This is a genomic window from Nitrospirillum amazonense, from assembly GCF_029594735.1.
Taxonomy (GTDB): domain Bacteria; phylum Pseudomonadota; class Alphaproteobacteria; order Azospirillales; family Azospirillaceae; genus Nitrospirillum; species Nitrospirillum amazonense.
In genome coordinates, this window is sequence record NZ_JARPAF010000004.1 from 1 (window position 1) to 26,583 (window position 26,583).

Annotated in this window: 16 protein-coding genes; 9 read left to right on the forward strand and 7 right to left on the reverse strand. The window is 68.7% G+C overall.

Translation table 11 applies throughout. The features are described from left to right. The first annotated feature begins 66 nt into the window (after positions 1–66). The 6 genes from P5F91_RS20910 (at position 67) to P5F91_RS20935 (ending at position 8,710) form a co-directional block, all read left to right on the forward strand. Positions 67–783 (forward strand): MBL fold metallo-hydrolase, encoded by a 717-nt coding sequence (locus tag P5F91_RS20910; RefSeq protein ID WP_145608877.1) that lies wholly within the window; start codon positions 67–69, stop codon positions 781–783. A 21-nt stretch (positions 784–804) separates the two neighbouring features. Then, on the forward strand, positions 805–2,892 hold the full coding sequence (locus P5F91_RS20915; protein ID WP_277908169.1) for a tetratricopeptide repeat protein: 2,088 nt from the start codon (positions 805–807) through the stop codon (positions 2,890–2,892). A gap of 346 nt (positions 2,893–3,238) precedes the next feature. Beyond that, complete coding sequence (locus P5F91_RS20920) at positions 3,239–3,832, forward strand: RAD23 family protein (RefSeq protein WP_186454540.1); 594 nt, start codon at positions 3,239–3,241, stop codon at positions 3,830–3,832. Positions 3,833–3,992: 160 nt separating this feature from the next. After that, a complete protein-coding gene (locus P5F91_RS20925; protein WP_277908170.1) occupies positions 3,993–5,939 on the forward strand; it encodes a tetratricopeptide repeat protein in 1,947 nt (648 codons plus the stop codon). A gap of 199 nt (positions 5,940–6,138) precedes the next feature. Beyond that, on the forward strand, positions 6,139–7,995 hold the full coding sequence (locus tag P5F91_RS20930) for a flagellin N-terminal helical domain-containing protein (RefSeq protein ID WP_145618213.1): 1,857 nt from the start codon (positions 6,139–6,141) through the stop codon (positions 7,993–7,995). A gap of 262 nt (positions 7,996–8,257) precedes the next feature. Then, positions 8,258–8,710 carry a flagellar biosynthesis repressor FlbT gene (locus P5F91_RS20935; RefSeq protein WP_145608873.1) on the forward strand — a complete coding sequence of 151 codons (453 nt, stop codon included), beginning with the start codon at positions 8,258–8,260 and terminating at the stop codon, positions 8,708–8,710. Between the two features lie 171 nt (positions 8,711–8,881). On the opposite strand, the gene P5F91_RS20940 is transcribed toward P5F91_RS20935, so the two are convergent. The 7 genes from P5F91_RS20940 to P5F91_RS20970 form a co-directional block, all read right to left on the reverse strand. Next, entirely contained in the window at positions 8,882–9,916 is a 1,035-nt protein-coding gene (locus P5F91_RS20940) for a 3-oxoacyl-ACP synthase III family protein (protein WP_145608872.1), read from the reverse strand. 13 nt (positions 9,917–9,929) lie between these two features. Then, on the reverse strand, positions 9,930–10,673 hold the full coding sequence (locus P5F91_RS20945) for an SDR family NAD(P)-dependent oxidoreductase (protein ID WP_186454538.1): 744 nt from the start codon (positions 10,671–10,673) through the stop codon (positions 9,930–9,932). Further along, positions 10,670–11,962, reverse strand: coding sequence for an AMP-binding protein (locus P5F91_RS20950; RefSeq protein WP_246134204.1), 1,293 nt, complete (start codon positions 11,960–11,962; stop codon positions 10,670–10,672). The genes P5F91_RS20945 and P5F91_RS20950 overlap by 4 nt, the downstream gene beginning before the upstream one ends. Positions 11,963–12,070: 108 nt before the next feature. Then, on the reverse strand, positions 12,071–14,275 hold the full coding sequence (locus tag P5F91_RS20955; RefSeq protein WP_246134203.1) for a prolyl oligopeptidase family serine peptidase: 2,205 nt from the start codon (positions 14,273–14,275) through the stop codon (positions 12,071–12,073). A gap of 209 nt (positions 14,276–14,484) precedes the next feature. After that, positions 14,485–15,894 (reverse strand): ABC transporter ATP-binding protein, encoded by a 1,410-nt coding sequence (locus P5F91_RS20960; RefSeq protein ID WP_246134202.1) that lies wholly within the window; start codon positions 15,892–15,894, stop codon positions 14,485–14,487. 19 nt (positions 15,895–15,913) lie between these two features. Next, entirely contained in the window at positions 15,914–17,668 is a 1,755-nt protein-coding gene (locus tag P5F91_RS20965) for an ABC transporter permease (protein ID WP_326486335.1), read from the reverse strand. A gap of 75 nt (positions 17,669–17,743) precedes the next feature. Then, positions 17,744–17,989 carry a hypothetical protein gene (locus tag P5F91_RS20970; RefSeq protein WP_040842394.1) on the reverse strand — a complete coding sequence of 82 codons (246 nt, stop codon included), beginning with the start codon at positions 17,987–17,989 and terminating at the stop codon, positions 17,744–17,746. Between the two features lie 718 nt (positions 17,990–18,707). On the opposite strand from P5F91_RS20970, the gene P5F91_RS20975 reads away from it, so the two are divergent. From P5F91_RS20975 to P5F91_RS20985, 3 genes are read left to right on the forward strand one after another with little or no spacing between them, the layout of a single operon-like run. Continuing rightward, a complete protein-coding gene (locus P5F91_RS20975) occupies positions 18,708–20,156 on the forward strand; it encodes an efflux RND transporter periplasmic adaptor subunit (RefSeq protein ID WP_277908171.1) in 1,449 nt (482 codons plus the stop codon). Next, on the forward strand, positions 20,153–23,365 hold the full coding sequence (locus P5F91_RS20980; protein WP_145608870.1) for an efflux RND transporter permease subunit: 3,213 nt from the start codon (positions 20,153–20,155) through the stop codon (positions 23,363–23,365). The genes P5F91_RS20975 and P5F91_RS20980 overlap by 4 nt, the downstream gene beginning before the upstream one ends. Positions 23,366–23,384: 19 nt before the next feature. Next, complete coding sequence (locus P5F91_RS20985) at positions 23,385–26,504, forward strand: efflux RND transporter permease subunit (RefSeq protein WP_145608869.1); 3,120 nt, start codon at positions 23,385–23,387, stop codon at positions 26,502–26,504. The last annotated feature ends 79 nt before the right edge of the window (positions 26,505–26,583 follow it).

The window sequence follows — 26,583 nt, forward strand, 5'->3', positions numbered from 1 at the left end:
CCTGCCGGTGCCCGGCGGGGTATGACGGTGAGGCGCCCTTCCACCCCCCACCGCCCGAGGACAGCCATGCCGGACCAGACCGTCCCCCCCGCGTCGGACGCCGCCGCAAAGCCCGCGCCGGGTACGCCGCCCCTGAAGGTGGCCATCCTGCCGGTGACGCCGTTCCAGCAGAACTGCTCCATCCTGTGGTGCACGGCGACCAAGCGGGCGGCGGTGGTCGATCCTGGCGACGGCGTCACTCAGATCAAGGAATTCCTGGCGCGCCAGGGCCTGACGCTGGAACGCATCCTGGTGACCCACGGCCATGTCGACCATGCGGCCGCCGTGGCGGACCTGGCGGCCGCGACCGGCGTGCCGGTGGAGGGGCCGCAGCTGGAGGACAAATTCTGGATCGACCGCCTGCCGGAAGACGGGGCCAAGTATGGCATGCTGTACGCCAAGTCCTTCACCCCCACCCGCTGGCTGAACGATGGCGACACCGTCATGGTGGGTGAGTTGACGCTGGATGTGTTGCATTGCCCCGGCCATACCCCCGGCCACGTGGTTTTCATCCATCCGGCTTCTCGCTTGGCCGTCGTGGGCGACGTCATTTTCCAGGGCTCCATCGGCCGTACCGATTTCCCCCGTGGCGATCACGCTGCCCTGATCCGGTCCATTCGTGAGAAGTTGTTCCCCCTGGGCGACGACATCACCTTCCTGCCCGGCCATGGCGAGCCCTCGACCTTCGGCCAGGAGCGGCGCAGCAACCCCTTCGTGTCCGACCGCGCCGTGGCGCGGGGCTGAGCTTCCCTTCTGGAAAATCCCATGGCCAGTATCACCGACGCCCTGAACGAGGCCTTGCGCCATCACCGCGAGGGCGCCCTGGGCCATGCCGAGGTGATCTATCGCCGCATCCTGGCCGTGGCACCGGCGGAAGGCGACGCGCTGAACCTTTTGGCCGTGCTGTGCCTGCAGACGGGGCGGGCGGAGGAAGCCCTGGACCTGGCCGGCCAGGCCACGCGGGTCAACCCGGCGGCCGCCGCCTTTCACATCACCCGCGCCGACGCGGCCGCAGCACTGGGCCGCCCCGCGCTGGAGGCGGACTGCCTGGAGCAGGCCCTGGCCCTGAATCCGCCCGCGCCCCAGGCGGCGGGCTGGCAGCGGCGGCGGGGCCGCGCCCTGGCGGCCATGGGGGACGCGCCGGCCGCCGTGCGGGCCTTGAAGGCCGCCGCCGCCCTGGCGCCGGACGATATCGACATCCTGGATGACCTGGCGGTGACTCTGACGCGGGCTGGCTTGACGGACGAGGCGGAAACGGCGTTCGCCGAGGTCCTGCGGCGACAGCCCGGCCACGCTGGCGCGACGCGCAACCTGGTGAGCCTCTGGCTGAACCAGGCCGGCGACTACCTCTCCCTCTCCGAGGGGGGCGCCCCCCAGGGGTCCAGCGGCCACCGGGCCACGACCGCCGCCACCCTGGCCCGCCGTGCGGTGGAGCTGGATCCCGGCCGGCGTGAGGGCTGGGCGCGGCTGGGGTTGGCCCTGATGGCCCTGAACCAGCCAGAGCCGGCGGCCGACGCCCTGCGCCGGGCCCTGGCCCTGCCCGGCATGGCGGACGAGACGGCCGAAATCCTGATCAACCTGGGCTTCCTGGAAACCCGGCTGGGCCACTTCGATGCCGCCGCCGCCGCGTTGGACCAGGCCGAGGCGCAGGACCCCGGCCGGGCGGAGGTGCTGAACCACCGGGGCGTATTGCTGCACGCCCAGGGCCGGCTGCCGGAGGCGGCGGATGTCCTGACCCGCGCGGCCGCCACAGCGCCGGACGACCACCGGCCGCTGACCAATCTGGCCACGGTCTTGAAGGACCTGGGCGACGATGACGGGGCCGAAGCGCTTTACCTCAAGGCGCTGGCCCTGGCGCCCGGGGAACCGGCGGTGCACTGGCAGCGGTCGCTGGCCCGCCTGTTGGCGGGTGACCTGGCCATGGGTTGGCAGGAATATGAATGGCGCCACCAGACCGGCCAAATGCCGCCGCCGGACCCCAGCTTGACCGTCCTGCCGGAATGGCGGGGACCGGATCCGACGGCGATGGCAGGCACACGCCTGCTGGTGCATGCCGAGCAGGGACACGGCGATACGCTGCAATTCGCGCGCTACGCCGCCCTGCTGGCGGGGGCGGCCAGCCGGTTGGGCCTGGCCCGCGTCGGTCTCATAGTGCAGCCGGCGTTGGCGCGGCTGATGGCTCTGAGCCTACCCGGCGTGACGGTGGTTCCACCCGGCGCCACGGTCAGCGCCGCCGATTGGGATGCCCGCGTCCCGCTGATGAGCCTGCCGCACCGCCTGGGCACGACGCTGGAAACCATTCCAGCCCAGTGTCCCTATCTGACGCCGCCGCCGGTGGAGGGCTGGCGGGCGCGGCTGGCCCAGGCCGTGCCGGCGGGCATGCGGGCCGTGGGCCTGGTATGGGGCGGCGACCCCCGCCCGGACGACCCCGTATCGGCCTTGATCGACCGACGGCGCAGCGTGCCCTTGGCGGTGCTGGCTCCCCTGGCCGCCGCGGATGACGTCCGTTTCATCAGCCTGCAGAAAGGCACCCCGGCCGCACAGGCAGCCACGGCGCCCTTTCCTCTGCTGGACTGGACGGGGGAGTTGCGGGACTTCGCCGACACCGCCGCGCTGGTGGCCTGCCTGGATCTGGTCATTACCGTGGACACGGCGGTCGCCCATCTGGCGGGGGCCTTGGGCCGGCCGGTATGGGTGCTGTCCCGCACCGACGGCTGCTGGCGCTGGTTGCGCGATCGCGCCGACAGCCCCTGGTACCCCACCCTGCGCCTGTATCGTCAAGAGAGTTGGGGCGATTGGTCAGCCACGGCGCGCCAGTTGGCAATCGACTTGGTTGCGAAACCAATCCCCTGAAAATGTTATCTTTTTGATTGATCGCGCATCGAAACTCGGCCCCCGCGGCAATCTCTGATCGCAAGCAGGGCGAAGCCGCGTCCTATCCTAACGGTAGAGTTGCGAAAAAAATTTGTGCGGCCGCGTCAATTTTGTTAAAGTTATTGTTGAAAAATTTACTGTGGCGTGAATCCGCCACCCCCGACCACCTTTTCGCCGGTCTTTTCCAAAGGACTCGTCCCTGGGAAGCCCCTCGAAACCAGAGGTGGAATAAGGGGTCCGAACCGATGTCTTCCTGGCCTGCGCACGTCCCTTACGGGCGCGTGTCGAATATTTCCGATTGTCTCCTAACCAAGGACCGAAGTCCATGGCCCTGGATGGCGTGTTAAGCACTGGCTCCGTCTACACCCAGATCCCCAACGGGACCCTGGCGACCTTGGGCTATGCCACCAACGACACCTCGGCCGAGGCGACGGCCGGTTCGTCCACGCCTGGTTCGCCCACGCCTGGTTCGTCCACGCCTGGCGCCGCCTCCGGGGGAACCTCCACGGCGGGGGAGGAGACGACGTCGCGTCTGTCGGCGCCCGCCTACATCAGCCCGGTCGTCACATATGACAGTCAGGCGGCCATCGCCATCACCCAGTTCCGGGACAGCACCACCGGTGCCGTCGATTATCAAATCCCCTCCCGCCAGGTGGTGGAGCAATATCGCCTGCGCGCGACCGGCGCCCCGCATTACAAGGGTGGCAATCCGCTGTTGCCGGCCGAAGTGACGGCCCCCTCCAACGACCAGTCGGCAGCGGGCGCCACCGCGTCCAACACCAGCACCACCGCCTCCTCCGCCGGCACCACCGGCGCGTCGTCCACCAGCACGGGCGGCGCCGGATCGGGCAGCGCCCTGATAAGCCCCCTAGTGGCGGCGGTGACCTTGGGTGCTGCGGCCGTCAACGTGGTCGCCTGACGCCTCTTCCCCGTACAGGCCAATGGCCGTCGTCCGCCTGGTAGGGCGGGGCCTGCCTGCTTTTCCGATCCAGTCCGCGATTTGTTTTGAACCGGCATGCCGCTCGCGGCCATGCTGCGGGCCTATCGCGTGGAGCACCGGCCGGGACGGCACGATCACTATGGCTACCGTTGAAGACAGGCTGAAGCTGGCGCTGGACCACCATGAGGCCGGCCGCCTGGCGGAGGCGGAACTGCTGTATGGCCGCGTGGTGGCCGTGGCGCCAGATCATGTCCAGGCGCTTTATCTTTGGGGCATGGCTGCCCACGAGCGCGGGGACGACCAGGTGGCGCTGGCTCGGCTGGAACGGGCCCATTACCTGGCGCCGGACATTCCCGCCATCGCCCTGCTGCTGGCCACGGTGCGCCAGGGCCAGGGTCAGCCCGATGCCGCCGAAGCGCTGTATCGGCATGTGCTGCAGAGGGAATCTGGCCATGCGCAGGCCGCCGATGCCCTGGCGACATTGCAGGAGCGCCGCGCCGCCGCCCTGCTGGAGCAGGGGCACGCCACCGACGCGCTGCCTCTCTATGAGCAGGCTGCGGCCGCCCGGCGCGGGGCCGGTTTGGTGCCAAGTCCCGAAACATGGAATAGCCTGGGCGCCTGCCTGCTGGCGGGGGGGCGAACCGCGGAAGCCATTTCCGCCTTCCAGGCGGCCGTGGCCGCGGATCCGCGATACGGTGAGGCGCTGTCCAACCTGGGCGGCGCGCTGAAGGCGGCCAAACGGTTGGACGAGGCGGCGGCCAGCTACCGCCAGGCTCTGGCCCTGTTCCCCCGGATACCCGAGTTGCACACCAACCTGGGCACCGTGCTGAGCGAACTGCAACGGCCGGCCGAAGCCCTGGCCGCCTACGAGGAGGCCGTGCGGCTGAACCCCGCTTTCGTCGGCGGCTGGCTGAATGTGGGCATGGGCCGGCGCGCCATGGATGATTTGCACGGCGCGGTCGATGCCTACCACCGGGCTTTGGCCCTTGATTCCACCTTCCACCGCGCCTGGACCGCCCTGGGCGCCGCCCTGTACGACCTGGGCCGACTCGAGGATGCGGCCCAGGCGGCGGAAAAAGCGCTGGCCCTCAAGCCCGACGCGGTGGAGCCCAATTGGAACCTGGCGCTGGTGTCCCTGCTGCTGGGCCGATACGCCAAGGGTTGGCCGCTGTATGAATGGCGGCGCCACAGCCGTACCAACCGCCTGCGCACCTTCGACCGCCCAGGCTGGGACGGCGGGCCCTTCCCGGGTCGCACCCTGCTGGTCCATATCGAGCAGGGCCTGGGTGACATGCTGATGGCGGCGCGCTATTTGCCGCTCATCGCCGCGCGGGGTGGCCGCCTGCTGGTGGAGACACCGCCGGAGCTTGCGGCCCTGTTCCAGGGGTTGGTGCAACCCGGCCGGCTGGAACTGGCGCCCACGGACCAGCCGCTGCCCCCCTTCGACCTGCAGTGTCCCGTCATGAGCCTGCCGGGCCTTTTCCAGGCCGGACTGGTCCCGATTCCCAACAAGGTTCCTTATCTTTCCCTGGACGGGCTGCCGGGAGAAGACCATCGCCGCGCGCGCTGGCGTGACCGGTTGCGGGGGGCCATGGCGGATCCCGGCGCCCTGAAGGTCGCGCTGGTTTGGGCCGGTAACCCGAACTTCACCGGCGACCGTTGGCGCTCCCCGCGGCTGGCAGCCTTCGCGCCGGTGCTGCGTGTGCCGGGGACGCACGTCTTCAGTATCCAAATGGGCGATGGGCGGCGGGATCTGGCGGACGCGGACCTGCCCGCCGCCTTCACCGACCTGGCCCCGGACATCAAGGATTTCGCCGACACCGCCGCCATCCTCGCTGAGGTGGACCTGCTGATCAGTTCCTGCACCGCCCCGGTCCATCTGGCCGGGGCCCTGGGACGGCCGGTGTGGGTCATTCTGCCGCAGATCCCCGACTGGCGCTGGGGCATGGGCCGCACGGACAGTGACTGGTACCCCAGCGCCCGCCTCTATCGGCAGGAGGCGCGCGGGGATTGGCGTCCGATCATGGCCCGGGTGGCCGCCGACCTGGCGCGGCGTGTCGCTGATACCGCTATCGAGGCGCCTTGATCCATGTTAAGGATCCATCAACGGTTGGTGATGTATTGAACCATCGTGGTGAAGGCCGGCACGGCGGGTAGATCCTGAGACATAGACAAAACGTCTAAAATTTTATCAATCGTGCCTTGACTCCGTCACAGAAACCAGTCATCACTTAACGTGTCCGAAAAACTCGGGCGACACATACCCTCTCCAAAGGAGACTTTTTATGTCTGACGCCGTTCAGCTTTCGTCCAGCATGCGGACCAACCTGCTGCTGCTGCAGCAGACCAACACCTCGACCAGCAAGCTGGAAAACCAGCTGGCGACCGGTAACAAGGTCAATTCCGCCCTTGACGGTCCGACCGCTTTCTTCGCCGCGCAGAGCCTGAATCAGCGCGCGAGCGACCTGTCGACCCTGAAGGACGGCATGTCGCAGGCCGTCAGCACCATCAAGGCTGGCAGCCAGGGCATCACCTCCATCCAGTCGCTCGTGACCCAGGCTCAGGGCCTGCTGACGACCGCCTATGCCAACCTGGGCACGGATGCCGGTTCCGTCGCGACCCGCAAGTCGCTGGCCGATCAGTTCAACGGCATCAAGGACCAGATCGACAAGCTGGCGGGTGACAGCGGCTACTCGGGCAAGAATCTGGTCGCCGGCAACGGCCAGTCCTACGCCGCCACCTCGACCACGATCGCGACCGCGAACTCGATCACCTCGATCTCGAACGCCCGCGTCACCAACATCACCGGCGCCGACACCTACTCGGTTAAGATCTCGGGCACCGGCGCCGTCTCCGGCGCCGCCGCCGACATCGCCAACGCCGAAACCGCCCGCGGTGTCTTCGGCCTGAAGGTTTCCGGCACGTTGAGCTCGACCGCCGGCAACTTCTCCGACATCTCCATCCAGACCCGCGGCGCGGTCGGCCAGCAGCGCAGCGTCGTGGTGACGGAAGGCGACGAGTCGCGGACCATCAACTTCTTCGATAACACCCAGTCTGCCACCAACACGCTGCAGACTGCTGGTTCGTCGGGTACGGCCCAGATCTCGCAGGTGTCCATCACCGGCAATATCGAGCAGGGTGACACCTTCACGGCCACGATCAACGGCACGTCCTTCACCTACACCGCTTCGGCGGGTGACGTGTCGGCGGCCGATACCGCGACCCGTCAGCAGAACATCGCCACCAACCTGAAGACGGTGATTGGCAACGCCCTGCACGGCGCGTTCTCGGGCTTCTCGGTCGGTGCGGGCGGTGCCAACAACCAGTTCACCATCACCGCTGGTGCCACCGCTGGTACCGCCAGCTCGTTCTCGCTGGGCACCTCGGCCTCCAACGCACTGACCAAGGACATTTCGCTGTCCTTCTCGTCAGGCACGGTGGTTTCCTTCACCGTGGACCGCGCCTCGCTGGAAGCGCTGGGTACCGCCGGCAATGGCACGTCCACCATCGAGAAGAACGTGGATGTTTCCGTGACCGCCACGGACCTGAACGGCGTCTCCGTGACCCGTTCCGGCACCAACGAGCGAGGCGACTCCAAGCTGTCCGACGGTGAGAACGCCTTCTCGTTCAGCACCGGCACCGTTCGTCTGAATGTCGATGCCTCGAACGTCCGGCAGGCGGCCAGCGCCAACAAGGCCGCCAACATCTCCACCGCGCAGACCACCGCGGCGGGCACGTCGAACGACCTGAGCGTCCAGTTCAACGAGAACAACAGCAGCGGCATCACCGTGGCGGCGACCAACGTCACCACCTCGGGCCAGGGTCTGGCCGTCGACTACGCCCAGAACAACTTCCTGGATCGTGCGGACATCGACAAGGCCCAGGCCCAGCTGACCAACGCGACCAACGTTCTGCGTTCCGCCTCTCAGACGCTCGCCACCAACCTGAACATCATTCAGACCCGTTCGGATTTCACGAACGCGTTCAACAATGTGTTGCAGGACGGTGCCGACAACCTGACGCAGGTCGACCAGAACGAAGCCGGCGCCCAGTTGCTGGCCCTGCAGACCAAGCAGTCCCTGGGTGTCACCACCCTGTCCCTGGCCAACCAGGCTCAGCAGTCCATCCTCAAGCTGTTCTAATAGACCAGCCCAAGCATGGAAGTACGGAGGGTGGCGGACGGCAACGTCCGCCACCTTCTTTTTTGGTCGGTCAATTCCGGCGGCCAGCGGTTTTTTGGTGACCGGACGGGGTCGGCTGCCGTAATTCCTAGGGGTGCGCGCATACGCCCGCCCGTCCGGGCGGCTTTATTCGTTTAAGGTTCTGCCCGGTTCGGCCCACGCGGCTGGACCCTGGCCCCGGGCCCTGGCCCCGAGGCTGCGTTCTGAAGGAAGGATTGCCCCCTTGCCGCTGAAACTGGTGTTACGCCCGGGAGAAAAGCTGATCGTCAACGGCGCCGTCATCGGCATCGGCGATCACCCCGTCTCGCTATTCTTCTACAACAAGGTGAATTTCCTGCGTGGCCGGGAAATCCTGAAGGAAGAGAACTGCGACACCATCGAGAAGCGGCTCTATTTCATCATCCAGTTGATCTACATCTTCCCCGAGGACGCCAGCACCAACATGGTGCACTTCGCCGCCATCCTGGAAGAGGCGCGGGTCCAGCATCCCGACAAGGCCGACCTGTTCGACGAAGTGCAGACGCTGGTGCGCGAGGGCAACAACTATCGCGCCCTGAAGCTGTGCCGTAAGCTGTTCGACATCAAGGAAACGGCCGAGGCCGCGCCGGCCCCCAAGCCGCCGGTGGAGGTTGTGCGCCGCCGCCGCAAGGTGGCCGCCCCCGCCGTCGACGAATAATACCACCGGCACGAGATGTTGACTCGTGCCGGTGTAGCCCGCGACCGCGGGCGCCGGAGCGAGCACCGCAGGGCACAGCGAGGAAGCCGAGCCAGCGCATGCTGGCGCCCGGCGATTGAGGGGGCATTTGAGCGGTCACGATCAAATGCCACGGGTATCAGCTCCGGCCTTTCAGGCCGGCAGCACAATGGTCTCGCACACGGCCAGCGGCCCCAGGGTGGCCGCCGCCGTGGCCCAGGACCATCCCACCCCGAATCCGGACAACAGGACCCGCAAGGCCCCGGCCTTGAGGTCGGCCGCCACCGCGTCGGTCAAGGCCAGCGGCACGCTGGCCGAACTGGTGTTGCCATGGCGGGCCAGGGCCAGCACCAGCTGTTCGTCCGTGGCGCCGATCTTATGGCCCAGGCGGCGGAGCATCATTTCATTGGCCTGGTGCAGGACGAAACGGTCCACATCCGCCGCGGTCCAGCCGATGGCGGCCAAGGTGGCGGCGATGGCACCCGGCACCTCACGCAACGTGAAGGCGAAGACCTGGGTGCCGTCCATGAACAGGCGTGGCGGCCGGTCCGGCCCCCGCATAGCCCCACCCGCCGCCATGAGATAGGGGGCACCGGCGCCATCCGTGCCCACGTCCACGATCATGGGCGGCGCGGCGGCGTCGATCTCCAGCGCCGTGGCGGCGGCGGCGTCGCCAAACAGGGGCGCCACCGCCCGGTCATCCGGATCCAGGATATGGCTGGTTGTGTCGCCCGCCAGCAGCAAGGCCCGCGCCGGCCGCCCATCGGCCCGCGGTAGCAGTGAGGCGAGCGCCGAGCCCGCCGCCCACAGGCCATAGACATAGCCGGAGCAGCCCAGCGACAGGTCGAAGGCGGCGGCGCTCTTGGACAGGCCCAGCCGCCGCTGCACCAGGCAAGCCGTGGCCGGCAGCACCTGGTCGTGGGTCTGGCTGACGAAGACCAGCAGGTCGACGCTGTCGGCTGCCCAGCCCAGCCCGTCCAGCAGCGCTTGGGCCGCCGGCACCGCCAGGTCGGATGTGCATTGGCCGGGCGCCGCCAAATGGCGGGCATGGATGCCGGTGGCGGTGGCCAGGCGGCGCGCCGCCTCTTCCCCGAAGCGGGCGGCCAGGTCCGCCGTATCCTCCACCCGGGCCGGCAGTGCCGAGACGATGCCCCGCACCGCCACACCGTTCAACCGGGCCAACGCCATCAACGATCTCCCATCAGCAACTGATGCCGCCGTCGACCACCAAGGTCTGCCCGGTAATATAGGCGGCGGACGGGCCCAGCAGGAAGCGCACCACCGGCACCACGTCGTCTGCCGTGCCCAGGCGGCCCAGTGGCGTGCGCCGGATGATCTGGTCGCGCTGGCCGGCGCTGAGGGTCGAGGACATCTCTGTCTCCAGATAACCTGGTGCCACCGAGTTGACGGTGATGCCCCGCCGCCCCACCTCTCGCGCCAACGCCCGGGTCATGCCATCCATTCCCGCCTTGGTGGCGGCATAGGCGGCCAGGCCGGTATAGCCGCGCTGCCCGATGATGGAAGAGATGTTGATGATGCGCCCACCAGCGGGCGCCGCCGTGGCTGGGCGGCGCAGCAGATGCCGCAAGGCCGCCCGGGCAGCCTGGATGGCGCCGTTCAGGTTGGTTTGGATCAGGGTGTCGATTTCCACCTGGGGCAAGGTGGCCAGGATGCCCTCGCGCGCGATGCCGGCATTGTTGACCAAGCCATAGAGCCCGCCGGCCCAGGCCGTGGCAGCGTCGACGAAGGCGGTCACCTGATCCGCGTCGCCCACCTGCGCCACCTGAAACAGGAAGCGGTCGCCGTGCCGGGCCGTCAGATCCTCCACCTCCGCCGTTGGCCCGCGGGCGCAGGTGGAGACGCGCCAGCCGTCCGCCAGCAGGGCGCGCACAAGCGCCAAGCCCAGGCCCCGGCTGCCGCCGGTGACGATGATATGGTCACTCATTCCTGCACCCGTTTCTTTTTGCCGGCCGGGGATAATTCCAGCTCCGTAACGAATTCCAGCCGCCGGGGGCGGGCCGCCGCCGGCAAGCCAGCCAGGGCCGCCGCCACCCTGGGGCGCAGGACCTCAGGATCCTGGCCCGGTACCACCACCAGCTGTGCCGTCAGCAGATGCCCGGTGATGGGGCTGGCCCGCACCCGCACGGCGGCGTCGGCGACGCCCGGCACCGCCTGGATCAGAGTCTCCACTTCATCGGGCATGACCTTCACGCCGCCGACGTTGACCACACCGTCCTCACGCCCCCGGAACAGCACCCGGTCGCCCACGATGTCCACCCGGTCGCCCGTGGCATACCAGCCGTCGGCATCGGTCAGCAGGCGGCCGCCGGCCAACGCGATGGCCAGCCGGGGCCCCCGGACCCACAACACACCGTCACGCACGGCCAGGTCGGTACCCTCAATTCCGGTCTCCAGCCAGGCGGCGGGGAAGCCGGCGCGGCCGTCCGCTACGGCGAACAGGGCGCCCGCCTCTGTGCTGGCATAGATGTGACGCACGGCGGCGTTGGGAAAGGCGGCCGCCAGCCGGTCCAGCAACGACTGGTCCGTCGCCTCACCCCCCAGAGTCATCGCCTTCAGCGGCGGCGTCTTCCCCGTCAGCAGGAAGGCCCGCCAGAAGCTGGGCGTGGCGCTGATGTGGGTGACCGCATGACGCTGCGCCAGGTCCGCCAGCGCCGGCACGTCGGGGGCGTCGCCCGCCACCAGCGTCCCGCCACCGCGCAACACGGTCAGCAGCACCTGCAGGCCGGCATAGCCACCCGGGTCGAAGGTGGCCAGCCACACGCTGCCCCGCCCCCGCCCCCCCTGGATACGGGCCGCCAGCCGATCGAAAGCGTGGCGCAGACGCTTGGGCGTGCCGGTGGTGCCGGAGCTTTCCAGCACCAGGGCGAAGCCGGGCGCGGCCCCGGACAACGCACCGCCCGGGCGCGTTACCCCGCCGCCGGCATCCACCACCGCGTCAACCCCGGCGGGCACAGCAGTGCCCCGCATCAGGAACAGCTCGGCGTCCAGCAGGCGGGCCGCCAGCAGGGCCACCGCCACAGCCAGCGGTGTGGCCGCAACCGCCGCGATGCGCGCGGCGGGCCGCAACCGGCCGGCCAAGTCCCGCGCCCGCTCAAGCAAGGCCGCCTGGTCATGGGACTGGCCGTCCTGGATCAACCGGCAGGCAGGGTCCAGCCAGCCCATTCCATCCGCCGGAGCGGGGAATGGCGGCGGGGCGGCAGGCGGGGACATCATGGCACCAGGCGGTTCCTTGCGGGGGAACAGGATCAGGAAAAACAGGTCCCTACTATGGGCCAGCCACCCCGCCCGCGACAGCCTTAATGCACCATCCGGCTTAATGCGTCACTTGGCCGATGGCGGCGGCAGGGTCATGGCCAGCTGGTCAAACAGGAAGCCGTAGATGTCCGTCGATAGGGCCACGCGCTCGGCCAGGGAACTGCCATGGCCATGACCGGCATTGGCGGTGGTGCGCAGCAGGATGGGCAGGCCGGTGGGGTTGGCCGCCTGCAGCCGGGCCACCATCTTGCGCGAATGCATGGGATTCACGCGGCCGTCATTCTCCCCCGTCGCCAGCAGCACGGCGGGATAGCGGACCCCATCCGTCACATGGTGATAGGGCGAATAAGCGTACAGCGCCTGGAACTGCGCCGAATCCTTCACGGTGCCGTATTCGGTGATGTTGAAGGCGCCGTTGGGGTCCAGTTCCGTCCGCACCATGTCGTAGATGCCGACATTGCCCACCACGGCGCGGGCCAGGTCCGGATGCTGGGTCAGGGTGGCGCCCATCAGCAGGCCGCCATTGCTGCCGCCGATCAGGGCCAGGTGGTCGGCATCGGTATAGCCCCGCTGCACCAGCAGGCGGGCCACGGCGGCGAAATCGTCGAAGACATGCTGCTTGTTCGTCAGGCGGCCAGCATCGTGCCAGGCCTCGCCAAACTCCGCCCCGCCGCGCAAGTTGGCGATGGCGTAGATGCCGCCGGCGTCCAGCCACAAGCGCTGTTCCGCCGTGAGCTGGCCCGGCGTCAGGCTGACGCCGAAGCCGCCGTAGCCGGTCAGCAGCGCGGGCGCCTTGCCCCCTTTGCGCGCGCCCTTCGGAATGATGATGGTGACCGGCACCGAGGTACCATCGGCGGAGGTGGCGGCGTCGCGCACCACCTCGGCGTCGCTGAAATCCAGCCCACCGGCGGCGGACAGCTTGGTTTCGTCCATGCTTTGCCGGCGCTCGTCGTAGATGGCGTAGGCGGGCGCCTTGAGATAGGTGGTCATGTCATAGAGCACGCGGTTGCCGGCCAGGGGCACCAGCTCATGGTTGGCGGAGACCGGCGGCAGGGGCAGCGGACCCAGCGGCTGACCCGTGGCCGGCGCCACCATGGCCACGGTGATGGGGCCGCCTTCAATGCGGCGCAGATAGACGCGGCTGTCCGTCACGGCCAGGGAGTGGGAGCCCCGGTCGGACAGCAGCGCCGCCTTGCCCTCGGGTACCAGCACCTTGGCATGGACCAGGTTGGTGTCCCCCGGCGCCAGGCGCAACAGGCGCCCCGCCGGCGCATTCAGGCGGGAAATCAGGTAAAGCGCGCCGTCGGGCCCGGGCGCCACCGCCACCGCCTTGTCGGCGAACCGGGTCACCGGCGCCGGTGTGCCGGTAGGCCCGGCGGCCTGGGGCAGCAGGAAGTGTTCGAATTCCCCGCCATCGCCGTTGGCGACCGAGATGACCAGGGGCCCCGTGCCTTCGCGATTGTCCAGCTCCACCTCCGCGATGCGGGGAAAGTCGCGGCCCAGCACGTAACTGTCGTTGCGTGAATCGCCACCCAGCGGGTGCCAGTAGACCTGCATGTAGAAATGACGGTCGGCCTCCGGCCGCTCCTCCCCCGGGTAGCGGGTGTACCAGAAGCCCTTGCCGTCCGCGGACCAGGCCAGGTCGCCACCGCCGGTGGGATATTGCACGCGGGGAATGACCTCACCCACCTCCGTCCCGGTGGCGGTGTCAAAGACATGCACGCTGCCATTCTCACTGCCGCCCGTGGACAGGCTGGCGGCCACCAGCCGGCCGTCGGGGGACGGCACGAACCAGTCCACCGCCGTCAGGCCGCGCGAGTCGATCCGGTTGGGGTCGATGATCACCTTCACGTCCAGCGCGCGCGACGGCGCCGTGGTCATCCCATCATCGATCATGACCACCTGCGGCTGTTGCAGGCGCGGGTCGATATAGCGGGCGAACAGATGGCCGCCGGCGGCGCGCACGCCGGAATAACGGCTGGGCGTAGCGGCGATCAGCGACTCCAGGCGCGCCTTGATGGCGGCGCGCTGGGGTACGGCGTCCAGGTAGACGCGGCTGTAGGCGTTCTCATCAGCCGACCAGCGCTTCACCACCGGGTCGGACCAATCCTCCAGCCAGCGGTAGGGATCGGCCACCGGCTGGCCGAAGAAGCTGTCCGTCACGGGCTTGGCCGGGGTGGAGGGCAGACCCACCGCCCCGGCACCACCGCCAAACCAAGCCATTCCAGCCAAGGACAGGGCGATGAGGCGGGGGGCAGCCAGGCGGGCCATGGGCGGTGTCCAGAAAGGGGAACGGGCCGCGCAGTGCACCACCGGCGGCCCGTTCTGCCAAGCCTCTTCTCGCAAACTTGGAATGCTGGCCCCTTAACCCTCCTCCTAGGACGCGACCGCGTCCGCCGGAGATTTTTGGGAAGCGGAGCGGACTAAAAATCGAGGAAAGCCAAAGCCGTGAATGCGGCTGCCGGCGCTTGAGGAAAAAACTAAGCCTCTTCCTCCGCGTCCAGGTGGAACTGCGCCGTGTCGCCGTCATAGGCGAAGACCTCGGCATAGCGCGCCCAGCTGATCATGGCCTTCAGCGTCTCATCCGCCGCGGTCTCGGACATATGATCCTCCAGCTCCGTCTCGAAGCGGGGCCGGGGGGCGCGGTGGTTTGGGCGTTCCTGCAGGACGCGGCGGATGTGGCTGGCCAGCGGGATGCGTTGCAGCAGATGGTCGGCGAACAGGCGCTTGCGCACGTCCAGCTCGGCCTGGGCGAATTGCCGCGCTGGGGGCAGCAGGCGGATGTCGCCCTCCACCACCTCGGCGAAGCCCAGCATCTGCAAGGTTTCCGCCACCTTCAGCAGGTCGTCGGTGGACATCTGCAGGGCGGAGGAGATGACGGGCAGGTCGGCCACGCCGTTGTGCGGCTCGGCATCCACCATTTCCATCAGACCGGCCAGCACGTTGGTCGACACATGCGGCAGCTGCAGGCTGAGGCCGGCGGCCAGCGTCTCGGCGATGCCCGGCGCCGCCTTGCGCCGGCGGGTCATCAGGCCATAGATGTGGTCCACCAGCTGGCGGAAGGCCGGGTCGGTGCGGACGCGCGGATGGGGCAGCGTCACCTCGATCTCCGCCGCGACCCGGCCCGGGTTGGACGACATCACCAGGATGCGGTCGCACATCTGCACCGCCTCCTCGATGTTGTGGGTGACCAGCAACACGGCGCCGATGGCCAGGTGACCATCGCCCCACAGGTCCAGGAAGTCGGTACGGACGGTTTCAGCCGTCAGCACGTCCAGGGCCGAGAACGGCTCGTCCAGCAACAGGATGCCGGGATCCAGCACCAGGGCGCGGGCGAAGCCCACGCGCTGGCGCATGCCGCCCGACAGTTCGCGGGGATAGGCGTTCTCGAACCCGTCCAGGCCGATGAGGTCGATGGCGGCCAGCGCGCGCTTGCGCATCTCCGCCGGGGGCACGCCGCGCGCCTCCAGTCCCACCTGCACGTTCTCCAGCACCGTCAGCCAGGGGAACAGGGCGAACGACTGGAAGACCATGGCCACGTCGTTGGCCGGGCCGGAAACCGGCTTGCCCGCCACGGACACCTGGCCCGAGGTGGAGGACAGCAGGCCGGCGATGATGCGCAGCAGGGTGGACTTGCCGGAGCCGGAGCGGCCCAGCAGGGCCACAATCTCGCGCCGGTCCACCGTCATGTTGACGTTATCCAGCACCAGGGGGCTGTCGGGGTCGGCGTCGTAACGCTTGCTGACGTCCTTCACGGTCAGGATGGGCACGCCGCTGGGCAGCGGACGGGGGCCGGAGGACGCCCCACGGGGAGCGACTCCGGCGGTGGCCAGGTCGGCCGGGGCATGCACGCCCAGGGCCGCGCGCAGGGACTTCGGGGTCAGGTTCATGATGGGGACCTCCGTTCCTTCAGGACACGCGCAGGCGGCGTTCGGCGTACGCGTACAGCGGCCGCCAGACCAGACGGTTGAACAGCACGACGAAACAGACCATGACGACGTTGCCCAGCACCAGGCGCGGGAAGTCGGCGTCTGTCGTCATCTGGGCGATATAGGCGCCAAGTCCACGTGCCTGGACGTGGGTATCGCCCCAGGACACGGCCTCGGCCACGATGCTGGCGTTCCAGGCGCCGCCGCTGGCGGTGATGGCCCCCGTCACCAGGTGGGGGAAGACACCGGGCAGCAGGGCGTCCCGCCACTTCTTCCAGCCGCGCAGGCGCAGGTTGGCGATAACGTCGCGCAGATCCACGGGGTAGGCCTGGGAACCGGCCACCACGTTGAACAGGATGTACCACTGCGTGCCCAGGATCATCAGCGGCGATAGCCAGATGTCCGGGTTCAGGGTCCAGTGCACGATGGCCGCCACCGCCACGGGGAAGAACAGGTTGGACGGGAAGGCGGCCAGGAACTGGGCCAGCGGCTGGACGATGGCGGCCAGGCGCGGGCGCATGCCCACCATCACCCCGATCGGTACCCAGATGACCGCCGCCAGGACGATCAGCACCACCACCCGGACCATGGTGGCCAGGCCCAGCAGCACCACATGGCCGACATCACCCCAGGTGACGCCGGTGGCCATGAACTGGACGCCGTGCACCGCCACGTACAGCGCCATGACGGCCAGGGCGCCCTGCCACACATAATCCCCCATGCGCACGGCCCGGGGGCTGAGCCTGGGTGCCGGCAGCTTGGGCAGGGACGGCAGGCGCCAGCGCAAGGTAGCGCGGGCGGCGCCGCCGGCCGGCCGGCCCAAGGTGCGGAACAGAGTGGAGCGTTCCACCATGGTCAGCACCCAGGAGGTCGGGCGTTCCTCTGCCTGCACGGTGTCGGCGCGGAAGCGGTCGGCCCAGGCGACCAGCGGCCGGAACAGCAGCTGGTCATAAAGGATGATGACGCCCAGCATGGTCAGGATGACCCAGCCGATGGCGCCCAGGTCGCGCTGCTCGATGGCCAGCGCCAGATAGGCGCCCACGCCCGGCAGGGTGATGGTGGTGCTGCCCACCGTCACCGCCTCGGCCGCCACGACGAAGAACCAGCCGCCGGACATGCTCATCATCATGTTCCAGACCAGGCCGGGGATGGCGAAGGGCACCTCAAGCCGCCAGAAGCGCTGCCAGGTGGAGAAGTGATAGCCCGTGCACACCTCTTCCAGGTCGGACGGCACCGTCCGCAGCGACTGGTAGAAGCTGAAGGTCATGTTCCAGGCCTGGCTGGTGAAGATGGCGAAGATGGAGGCCAGCTCCGCCCCCACCACCTGGCCGGGGAACAAGCCCAGGAAGAAGGTCACGGTGAAGGACAGGTATGTCAGCACCGGCACGGACTGCAGGATGTCCAGCGCCGGGATGAGGATCTGCCCCGCGCGCTGGCTTTTCACCGCCAGCGGCGCATAGACCAGGGTGAACAGCAGGGATGCGCCCAGGGCCGCCAGCATGCGCAGCGTCGTGCGCAGGGCGTAGTAGGGCAGCGTCCACGGGTCCAGGGTGATGGGCGTGCGTTCCAGCTGCGACAGCGGCTGCGCCACCTCGTGCCCGCCGAAGACCAACAGGGCCAGCAGGCCCAGGACCAGCGGCAAGGCCACGACGTCCCAGCGGGACGGCGCCAGGCGGGCAAGCGGGCTGGGTGATCCCAGCCCGTCACGGCCGCCGTGAAGGACATGCATCGTCATTGGCCGTTCCCCCCGTCACCCTTGGTTTCGGATGGGGTGTCGGGCCCGAACAGCGTCAGGGGAATCAGGTACCGGTCAGCGGGCGTACCGCGTTCGGCCCTCCGACGGTGCGTCGTTGGCGGCGATGTCATTGGCGGCCACCGGCCGGCGCATCAGCATCCAGCCCATAACGGGGCGGCCGGCGGCATCCTGCCGCCACACCAGGGTGAGGCCATGGCCAGAGAGGGCCGCGCGCTGCGCCTGCGCGGCACGGGCCGCCGCCGCCATGACGGCGGACACGGGATCGGTCCCGGCGGAAAAACGGGTCTTGTTGAGGGCCATTGCTGCCTCCGTCACGCGGCCGGTGCCCGGCGGGGACGAAGGCGGGGATGGGGGCGTCGATGCCCCCGTCTCAGCGAGGGGCCCGACACTCCCACCCACACCCCTGTCCCGGCTGGCGGTCTGTAGCGACCAGTCGCGCCGGATGGGTCCGGCCAAACGGGTCCGCGCCGCTCTCACTAGGTCGAGGGTTCATTCTCAGGGTGACTGTTCTCTTGGGGTTGACGGCATATCGCCCGTCGTGCGGAACCGGGGTTCCAGACGGCGGAGGACAACCGACGGCCCGCCAATAAACCGGGCGGGGGACCCGCGTCAACCCCAAACCAGAGCGCGATTTGCCGCGATGCAAAATCATCCGGTCCCGATCATGCCGCGCGGGCCGGTTTCACCCTGCCATGCGCCAATTGGCGCAGGCGGTATCCGGCGTGGGATGACATAAAACCGTCACCCGGCACCGCTATAGCCTGCCGGCCGGCATGGGCGGGATGGCCCTGAGGATGGACGGCGAAGCGGACCCAGGCGGGCGGGTGCAAGCGGTGCTGACGCCTGGCGGTTTTCGGGGTAAGAGAAGGCGCGAAATACAAGGCAGGGCAGTCGGGTACGGGCCTTTTCAAATCTTACCGGCCACGCCCATCCGCAGGAATAAGCGAGACAACAGGATCTTCGGACGGCCGGCGTATAAACCCGGGTTCCAGAGATCATCGGGAAGGTTGGGATTTCGATGCGACGCAGTGTTTGGGTGTCTGCCCTGGTCGTGGTGCTGCTGGGTGGTGGCGCGTGGTGGGTCATGCACAAGAAGCCGAGCAGCCAGGACGCGGGCAGCCCCCCAGGTGCGCCGGGTGGGCGGCCCGGCGCCGGCGGCCCGCCCCCGGGCGGCCCCGGGGGCCCCGGTGGGGGCGGCGGGCGTCGCGGCGGCGGCTTCTCCATCCCAACCGTGGCGGTGACGCCGGTGGTGCTGGCCGACATGCCGGTCTACCTGGACGGCCTGGGCACGGTGCAGGCGCTGAACACCGTCACGGTCAAGACCCGCATCGGCGGCCAGCTGACCAAGGTCGCCTTCACCGAAGGCCAGACCGTGAAGGCCGGCGACACCCTGGCGGTGGTCGATCCGCGCCTGTACCAGGCGGCGTATGACCAGGCGGTGGCCAAGGTGGCACAGGACCAGGCGCAACTGGCCAACGCCCGGCTGGACCTGGAGCGGTACCGCGCCCTGGCGGCCGAGAAGTACGGCACGCAGCAGACCTATGACACGCAGAAGGCCACCGTCGCCCAGTATGAGGCGACGCTGAAGTACGACCAGGCGGCCGTGGAAACCGCCCGGACCAACCTGGACTGGACGGTGACCAAGGCGCCCATCGACGGCCGCACCGGCCTGCGCCTGGTGGACGTGGGCAACATCGTCAGCTCCGGCGACAGCACCGGCCTGGTGGTCATCACCCAGATGCAGCCCATCTCGGGTGTCTTTACCCTGCCGCAGCAGCAGCTGGACGTCATCAATGCCCACCTGGCCAAGGGCGAGACGCTGAGCGTGCTGGCCGTCAGTTCCGACGGCCGCCAGCTGGACAAGGGCACCCTGACCACCCTGGACAACCAGGTGGACACCACCACCGGCACCATCAAGCTGAAGGCGTCCTTCCCCAACAAGGACAATCGCCTGTGGCCGGGCGGCTTCGTCAACATGCGCCTGCTGCTGGAGGTGAAGCCCAAGCTGGCCGTGGTGCCGGCCTCCAGCATCCAGCATGGCCCCAACGGCACCTTCGTCTACATCGTCAACGAGGACAACACCGTCACCCCCCGCCCCGTGACCGTCATCCTGAACGAAGGCGACAAGTCCGCCCTGTCCGACGGCGTGCAGGTGGGCGAGCGCGTGGTGGTCAACGGCCAGGACCGCCTGCAGGACGGCGCCAAGATCAACATCGCCGCCCCGGCGGGCGCGACGCCGGACGCCGGGGCGCCCGCGGGCGCCACCGGCCAACACCACCGCGGCCAGGGTCAGGGCGGCAACGGCCAGGCCGGGCCCGAGGGTGAGCACCATCGCCGCCGCAACCAGGGCGGCCAGCCGGGCAGCGACCCGGCCCAGGGCCCGACGCCACAGGGCACGCCCAACCCCAATCAGCCCGCCAATGGCCAGCCCGCGCCAGCGAATAGCCAGGGCGGCCAGCCGCGATGAACGTTTCCGCCCCCTTCATCGCCCGGCCGATCGCCACCACGCTGCTGGCGATCGGCATCGTGCTGGTGGGCTTCCTGGGGTATCGGGCGCTGCCGGTGTCGTCGCTGCCGGAAGTGGACTTCCCCGTCATCCAGGTCACCACCCAGCTGCCCGGCGCCAGCGCCGACACCACCGCCACGCTGATCACCGCCTCGCTGGAACGCCAGCTGGGGCAGATTCCCGGCCTGGACGTCATGACGTCCATCTCCAGCTTCGGCGTGTCCAACATCACGCTGCAGTTCGGCCTGGGCCACAACATCGACGACGCGGCGCAGGACGTGCAGGCGGCCATCAACGCCGCCGGCAGCACCCTGCCCAAGACGCTGCCCTATCCGCCCACATACGCCAAGGTCAACCCGGCGGATCCGCCCATCCTGTCGCTGGCGCTGACCTCGGAAACCCTGCCCATCTCCACCCTTTCCGACACGGCCGACAGCCTGCTGGCGCAGAAGCTGAGCCAGGTGTCGGGCGTGGGCCGCGTCACCGTGCAGGGCAATCAGCGCCCGGCCGTGCGCATCCAGATCCAGCCGGAGCGCCTGGCCGCCTACAGCCTGAGCATGGAGGACATCCGCACCGCCCTGGGCAAGGCCAACGTGAACCAGGCCAAGGGCAGCTTCGACGGCGTCGCCCAGGCCTACACCATCACCGCCAACGACCAGATCGAAAAGGCCGAGGCCTATTCCGACGTCATCGTCACCTACAAGAACGGCGCCCCCGTCCACCTAAAAGACGTGGGCGTGGTGACGCGCGGGCTGGAAAACTCCCGCGTCGGCGCCTGGTTCAACGGCAAGCAGGGCGTGCTGCTGGACATCCAGCGCCAGCCCGGCGCCAACATCGTGGAAACGGCGGACCGGCTGAAGTCCAAGCTGCATGAGCTGCAATCGGCCCTGCCCGCCGGCATCAAGCTGACCATCGTCGCCGACCGGACGGAAACCATCCGCGCCAGCGTGCGCGACGTGCAGCAAACCCTGGTGCTGACCACCGTGCTGGTGGTGCTGGTCATCCTGGCCTTCCTGCGGTCCGGCCGCGCCACCGTCATCCCGGCCGTGGCCCTGCCCCTGTCGCTGATCGTCACCTTCGGCGTCATGGCGCTGTGCGGTTTCAGCCTGGACAACCTGTCGCTGATGGCCCTGACCATCGGCACCGGCTTCGTCGTCGACGACGCCATCGTCATGATCGAGAACGTCATCCGCTACATCGAGGCGGGCGAGGCGCCCCTGCCGGCCGCCTACAAGGGCGCCAAGCAGATCGGCTTCACCGTGATCTCGCTGACGGTGTCGCTGGTGGCGGTGTTCATCCCCCTGCTGTTCATGAGCGGCATCATCGGCCGCCTGTTCCGCGAGTTCTCGCTGACCCTGACCATCGCCGTCGTCGCCTCGGCCGTCGTGTCGCTGACCGTCACGCCCATGATGTGCGGCCGCCTGCTGCGCAGCCATGCCGAGGAACAGGCCGCCCACCGACGCCGCGCGCGCTGGGCCAAATATTCCCCCCTGGAATGGACGGAAGCCGGCTTCAACTGGATGCTGCGGGGCTATGAGCGGACCCTGTCCGTGGTCATGCGCTTCCAGTTCCTGACCCTGCTGGTGGCCATCGGCACCCTGGTGCTGACCGTCGTCCTCTACATGTGGATGCCCAAGGGCTTCCTGCCCAGCCAGGACACCGGCATCCTGGCCATCACCGTGGACGGCGACCAGGACAGCTCGTTCTCGTCCATGCGCCGCCTGCAGCAGCAGGTGGCCGATATCGTCGCCCAGGACCCCGACGTGGTGTCGGTGACCAGCTTCGCCGGCGCCAGCACCGTCAACCCCACCCCCAATACCGCCCACCTGTCGGTGGGCCTGAAGCCGCGGGACGAACGGTCGGCCAATGCCGACGCGGTCGCCGTGCGCCTCAGCCACAAGCTGTCGGGCGTGCAGGGTGAGGTCTACGTCCAGTCGGTGCAGGACATCCAGATCGGCGCCCGCGCCAGCCGCACGCAGTACCAGTACACCCTGGCCGACGCCGATGGCGTGGAACTGGCGGAATGGGCGCCCAAGCTGGTGGCCAAGCTGCGCAGCCTGCCCCAGTTCCGCGACGTGGCCAGCGACCAGCAGACCAATGGCCGCCAAGTGGTGCTGAACGTCGACCGCGCCCTGGCCGCCCGCCTGGGCGTCAGCATCCAGAGCATCGACGACGTGCTGTACGACGCGTTCGGCCAGCGCCAGATCTCCACCATCTACGCCCAGATGAACCAGTACCGCGTGGTGCTGGAGGTGCCGGAGAAGCTGCAATCCAGCCCCGAGGCGCTGGGCCGCCTGTATGTGCCCAGCACCGGCGGGCCGGTGGCGGTGAACACGGTGGCGCAGAGCACCCAGGTCACCACCAACACCCAGGTGCCGCTGAGTTCTCTGGTACAGATCGAGACCACCAGCGCGCCCCTGACGGTGAACCACCAGGCCCAGTTCCCGGCCCTGACCGTCACCTTCAACCTGGCCGAGGGCCAGTCGCTGGGCGACGCGGTGGACGCCGTGACCAAGGCGGAGAAGGACATCGGCATGCCGGACACGGTGACCGGGTCCTTCGCCGGCGAGGCGGCGGAATTCCAGACCTCCATCGCCAGCGAGCCGTGGCTGATCGCCGCCGCCGTGGTGACGATCTACATCGTGCTGGGCGTGCTGTATGAGAGCATCATCCACCCGGTGACCATCCTGTCGACCCTGCCATCGGCCGGCATCGGCGCCCTGCTGGCGCTGTGGCTGACCGGCAACGACCTGTCGCTGGTCGCCCTGATCGGCATCGTGCTGCTGATGGGCATCGTGAAGAAGAACGCCATCATGATGATCGACTTCGCCATCGAGGCGGAACGGGTGGAAGGCAAATCCCCCCACGACTCGATCGTGGAGGCCTGCCTGCTGCGCTTCCGCCCCATCATGATGACCACGATGGCGGCGCTGCTGGGCGCCCTGCCCCTGGCGCTGGAGCATGGCACGGGGTCGGAGCTGCGCCGGCCGCTGGGCATCACCATCGTCGGCGGCCTGATCCTGTCGCAGCTGCTGACCCTGTACACCACGCCGGTGATCTATCTGTACATGGAGCGGCTGCGCGCCTGGGTCGCCCGGCGCACCGGCGGCGACCGGACGGAAGACGTGCCCCCGGGCGCGCCCCCACCCCTGACGGGCCTGGCGGACTGAGGCGCGGAGCAGCCACCCCATGAGCATCTCCGAACCCTTCATCCGCCGGCCCATCGGCACGGCCCTGCTGGCCATCGGCCTGGCGCTGGTGGGGGCGGTGGCGTACGCCTTCCTGCCGGTGGCGTCCCTGCCCAACACCGACCTGCCCATCATCTTCATCCAGGCCAGGGAATCGGGGGCCGACCCCGTGACCATGGCCGCGACGGTGACCGCCCCGCTGGAGCGTCACCTGGGTGAGATCGCCGGCGTGAACGAGATGACCTCGTCCACGTCGCTGGGCGTCAGCACCATCATCCTGCAGTTCGACGTCAGCCGGCCGGTGACGGACGCGGCGCGCGACGTGCAGGCGGCCATCAGCGCCGCCGCCACCGACCTGCCCTCCGGCCTGACCAGCCAACCCACGTTCCGCAAGGCCAACCCCAACGGCCGGCCCATCATGACGCTGGCCCTGACGTCCAAGACCCTGACCAACCAGGCCATCTTCGACGCCGCCGACGGTATCCTGGCCCAGCGCCTGTCGCAGATCGAGGGCGTGGCCCAGGCCTCGGCCGCCGGTGGCGAGAAGTCCGCCATCCGCGTGCAGGTGGATGTGAACGCCCTGGCCGCGCGCAAGATCAGCCTGGCCGACATCAGCACCGCCATCACCAACGCCAACGTCAGCCAGCCCGTGGGCACCATGGACGGCGAAGACACGCTGATGACGGTTACCACCAACGACACCATGCTGAAGGCGCAGGACTACCGCGACCTGGTGGTGCGCACCGCCAGCGGCACCGTCTTCCGCCTGGGTGACGTGGCCACGGTGCTGAACAGCTCGGAAAACATCCGGCAGGCGGGCTGGTTCGGCACGCAGCCGGCCGTGCTGGTCTCGGTGCTGAAGCAGCCCGGCGCCAACGTCATCAAGACGGTGGACCTGATCAAGGCCAACCTGGGCCAGATCCAGAAGTGGCTGCCGCCCGGCATCGACATCAACGTGGTCAACGACCAGACCGGCACCATCCGCGCCAGCGTGGACGACGTGCAGATCACCATGCTGATCTCCATCGGCCTGGTCATCCTGGTGGTGGGCCTGTTCCTGCGCCGCCTGGCGCCCACGCTGGCCGCCGCCACCGCCGTGCCCCTGTCGCTGGCCGGCACCTTCGCCGTCATGTGGATGCTGGACTACAGCATGGACAACCTGTCGCTGATGGCCCTGACCATCAGCGTGGGCTTCGTGGTCGACGACGCCATCGTCATGATCGAGAACGCCGTCCGCCATCGTGAGATGGGCAAGCCGCCCTTGCAGGCGGCCCTGGACGGCGCGCGCGAGATCGGCTTCACCATCGTGTCCATGACCCTGTCGCTGGTGGCCGTATTCATGCCCATCATCTTCATGGGCGGGCTGGCGGGCCGGCTGTTCCACGAATTCGCCATGACCCTGACGGCGGCCATCCTGGTGTCGGGCATCGTATCGGTGACCCTGACGCCCATGATGTGCGCCCGCTTCGTCGACCATGCCCGGGAGCGCAAGGCCAACTGGGCCGACCGCTGGGTGGGCCGGCCGCTGGACGGTGCCACCAACCTGTATATGAAGGGCCTGGGCTGGGTGATGCGGCACCGCATCCTCATGCTGTTCGTGGCCATCGGCACCATTTTCGGCACCGTCTACCTGTATGGCGTGGTGCCCAAGGGCGGCTTCCCCCAGCAGGACACGGGCCTGCTGCGCGGCAGCGTGCGCGCCTCGGCCGACACCTCGTTCCAGACCATGCAACGCCGCATGCAGGAGGTGGTGAAGATCATCGCCGACGATCCGGCGGTGGCGGCCATCGGCGGCACCACCGGCGGCGGCGGCGGCGGCCCCGGCAGCAGCAGCGCCAACACCGGCAGCATGACCATCTCGCTGAAGCCCAGGAACCAGCGCGACGCCAGCGCCGACCAGGTCATCGCCCGCCTGCGGCCCAAGTTCGCCAAGATGGAGGCGCTGCAGGTCTTCCTGCAGGCGGAGCAGGACCTGCGCTTTGGCGGACGCAGCAGCGACTCGCAGTTCCAGGTCTCACTGCTGAGCGACAACCTGGACGACCTCTATGAATGGGGGCCGAAGCTGGTGACCAAGCTGAAGGAGCTGCCGGACTATTTCCAGGATGTCAGTTCCGACCAGGACAAGGCCGGCCTGGACGCCAAGGTGGTCATCGACCGCAACCTGGCCTCGCGCATGAACCTGACGCCATCGGACGTGGACGCGGCCCTGGGCAACGCCTTCAGCCAGAAGCAGGTCAGCACCCTCTACGGCGCCCGCAACCAGTACCACGTGGTGCTGGAGGCGACGCCCAATGAGCAGAAGGGTCCGGACGATTTGGTGCGCATCTATGTGAAGTCGGTGGCGGGCATGGTGCCGCTATCCACCTTCGCCAAGGTGCAGGTGCAGGAATCGCCCCTGTCGGTGAACCATGAGGGGCAGTACCCCTCCTCCACCCTCAGCTTCAACCTGGCCGACGGCGTCGCCCAGGTGGACGCCCTGGCCCGGGCGCAGCAGGCGGTGACGGAACTGGCCATGCCGGCCTCGATGCGGGTGGAGGTGGGCGGCATCGCCCGCATCTTCCAACAGCAGAACCAGGGCCAGCCCCTGCTGATCGTGGCGGCGCTGGTGACCATCTACATCGTACTGGGCATGCTGTACGAAAGCTGGGCCCAGCCCATCACCATCCTGTCCACCCTGCCCTCCGCCGGCATCGGCGCCATCCTGGCGCTGATGGCCACGGGGTTCGAGCTGTCGATGATCTCCTTCATCGGCATCATCCTGCTGATGGGCATCGTGAAGAAGAACGCCATCATGCTGGTGGACTTCGCTCTGGCGGCGGAGCGCATCCAGGGCATGTCCCCGGTGGACGCCATCACGGAGGCGTGCCGCGAACGGTTCCGCCCCATCACCATGACCACGCTGACCGCCCTGCTGGGCGCCGTGCCGCTGGCCATCGGCGGCGGCACGGGGGCGGAGCTGCGCCAGCCGCTGGGCGTCGCCCTGGTGGGCGGCCTGCTGGTCTCGCAGTTCATCACCCTCTACACCACGCCGGTGATCTACCTGGCGCTGCGGAACCTGCGGCCGCGCAGGCCCATGCTGTCCCGCCTGCACGCGGCCATGGCCGGGGTGAAGCGAAGCTGAGGCATCCGACAGGACCAATGGAAAGGGCCCGCCGGATCACCCCGGTGGGCCCTTCTCATTTTCGCGCGGATCAGACGGG

Coding starts and splice junctions, on each gene's coding strand:
- P5F91_RS20955 (WP_246134203.1), bottom strand. CDS start 14,275: ATGGCCCGCCTGGCTGCCCCCCGCCTCATCGCCCTGTCCTTGGCTGGA.
- P5F91_RS20910 (WP_145608877.1), top strand. CDS start 67: ATGCCGGACCAGACCGTCCCCCCCGCGTCGGACGCCGCCGCAAAGCCC.
- P5F91_RS20940 (WP_145608872.1), bottom strand. CDS start 9,916: ATGGCGTTGGCCCGGTTGAACGGTGTGGCGGTGCGGGGCATCGTCTCG.
- P5F91_RS20930 (WP_145618213.1), top strand. CDS start 6,139: ATGTCTGACGCCGTTCAGCTTTCGTCCAGCATGCGGACCAACCTGCTG.
- P5F91_RS20925 (WP_277908170.1), top strand. CDS start 3,993: ATGGCTACCGTTGAAGACAGGCTGAAGCTGGCGCTGGACCACCATGAG.
- P5F91_RS20920 (WP_186454540.1), top strand. CDS start 3,239: ATGGCCCTGGATGGCGTGTTAAGCACTGGCTCCGTCTACACCCAGATC.
- P5F91_RS20960 (WP_246134202.1), bottom strand. CDS start 15,894: ATGAACCTGACCCCGAAGTCCCTGCGCGCGGCCCTGGGCGTGCATGCC.
- P5F91_RS20985 (WP_145608869.1), top strand. CDS start 23,385: ATGAGCATCTCCGAACCCTTCATCCGCCGGCCCATCGGCACGGCCCTG.
- P5F91_RS20950 (WP_246134204.1), bottom strand. CDS start 11,962: ATGATGTCCCCGCCTGCCGCCCCGCCGCCATTCCCCGCTCCGGCGGAT.
- P5F91_RS20965 (WP_326486335.1), bottom strand. CDS start 17,668: ATGACGATGCATGTCCTTCACGGCGGCCGTGACGGGCTGGGATCACCC.
- P5F91_RS20915 (WP_277908169.1), top strand. CDS start 805: ATGGCCAGTATCACCGACGCCCTGAACGAGGCCTTGCGCCATCACCGC.
- P5F91_RS20970 (WP_040842394.1), bottom strand. CDS start 17,989: ATGGCCCTCAACAAGACCCGTTTTTCCGCCGGGACCGATCCCGTGTCC.
- P5F91_RS20975 (WP_277908171.1), top strand. CDS start 18,708: ATGCGACGCAGTGTTTGGGTGTCTGCCCTGGTCGTGGTGCTGCTGGGT.
- P5F91_RS20945 (WP_186454538.1), bottom strand. CDS start 10,673: ATGAGTGACCATATCATCGTCACCGGCGGCAGCCGGGGCCTGGGCTTG.
- P5F91_RS20980 (WP_145608870.1), top strand. CDS start 20,153: ATGAACGTTTCCGCCCCCTTCATCGCCCGGCCGATCGCCACCACGCTG.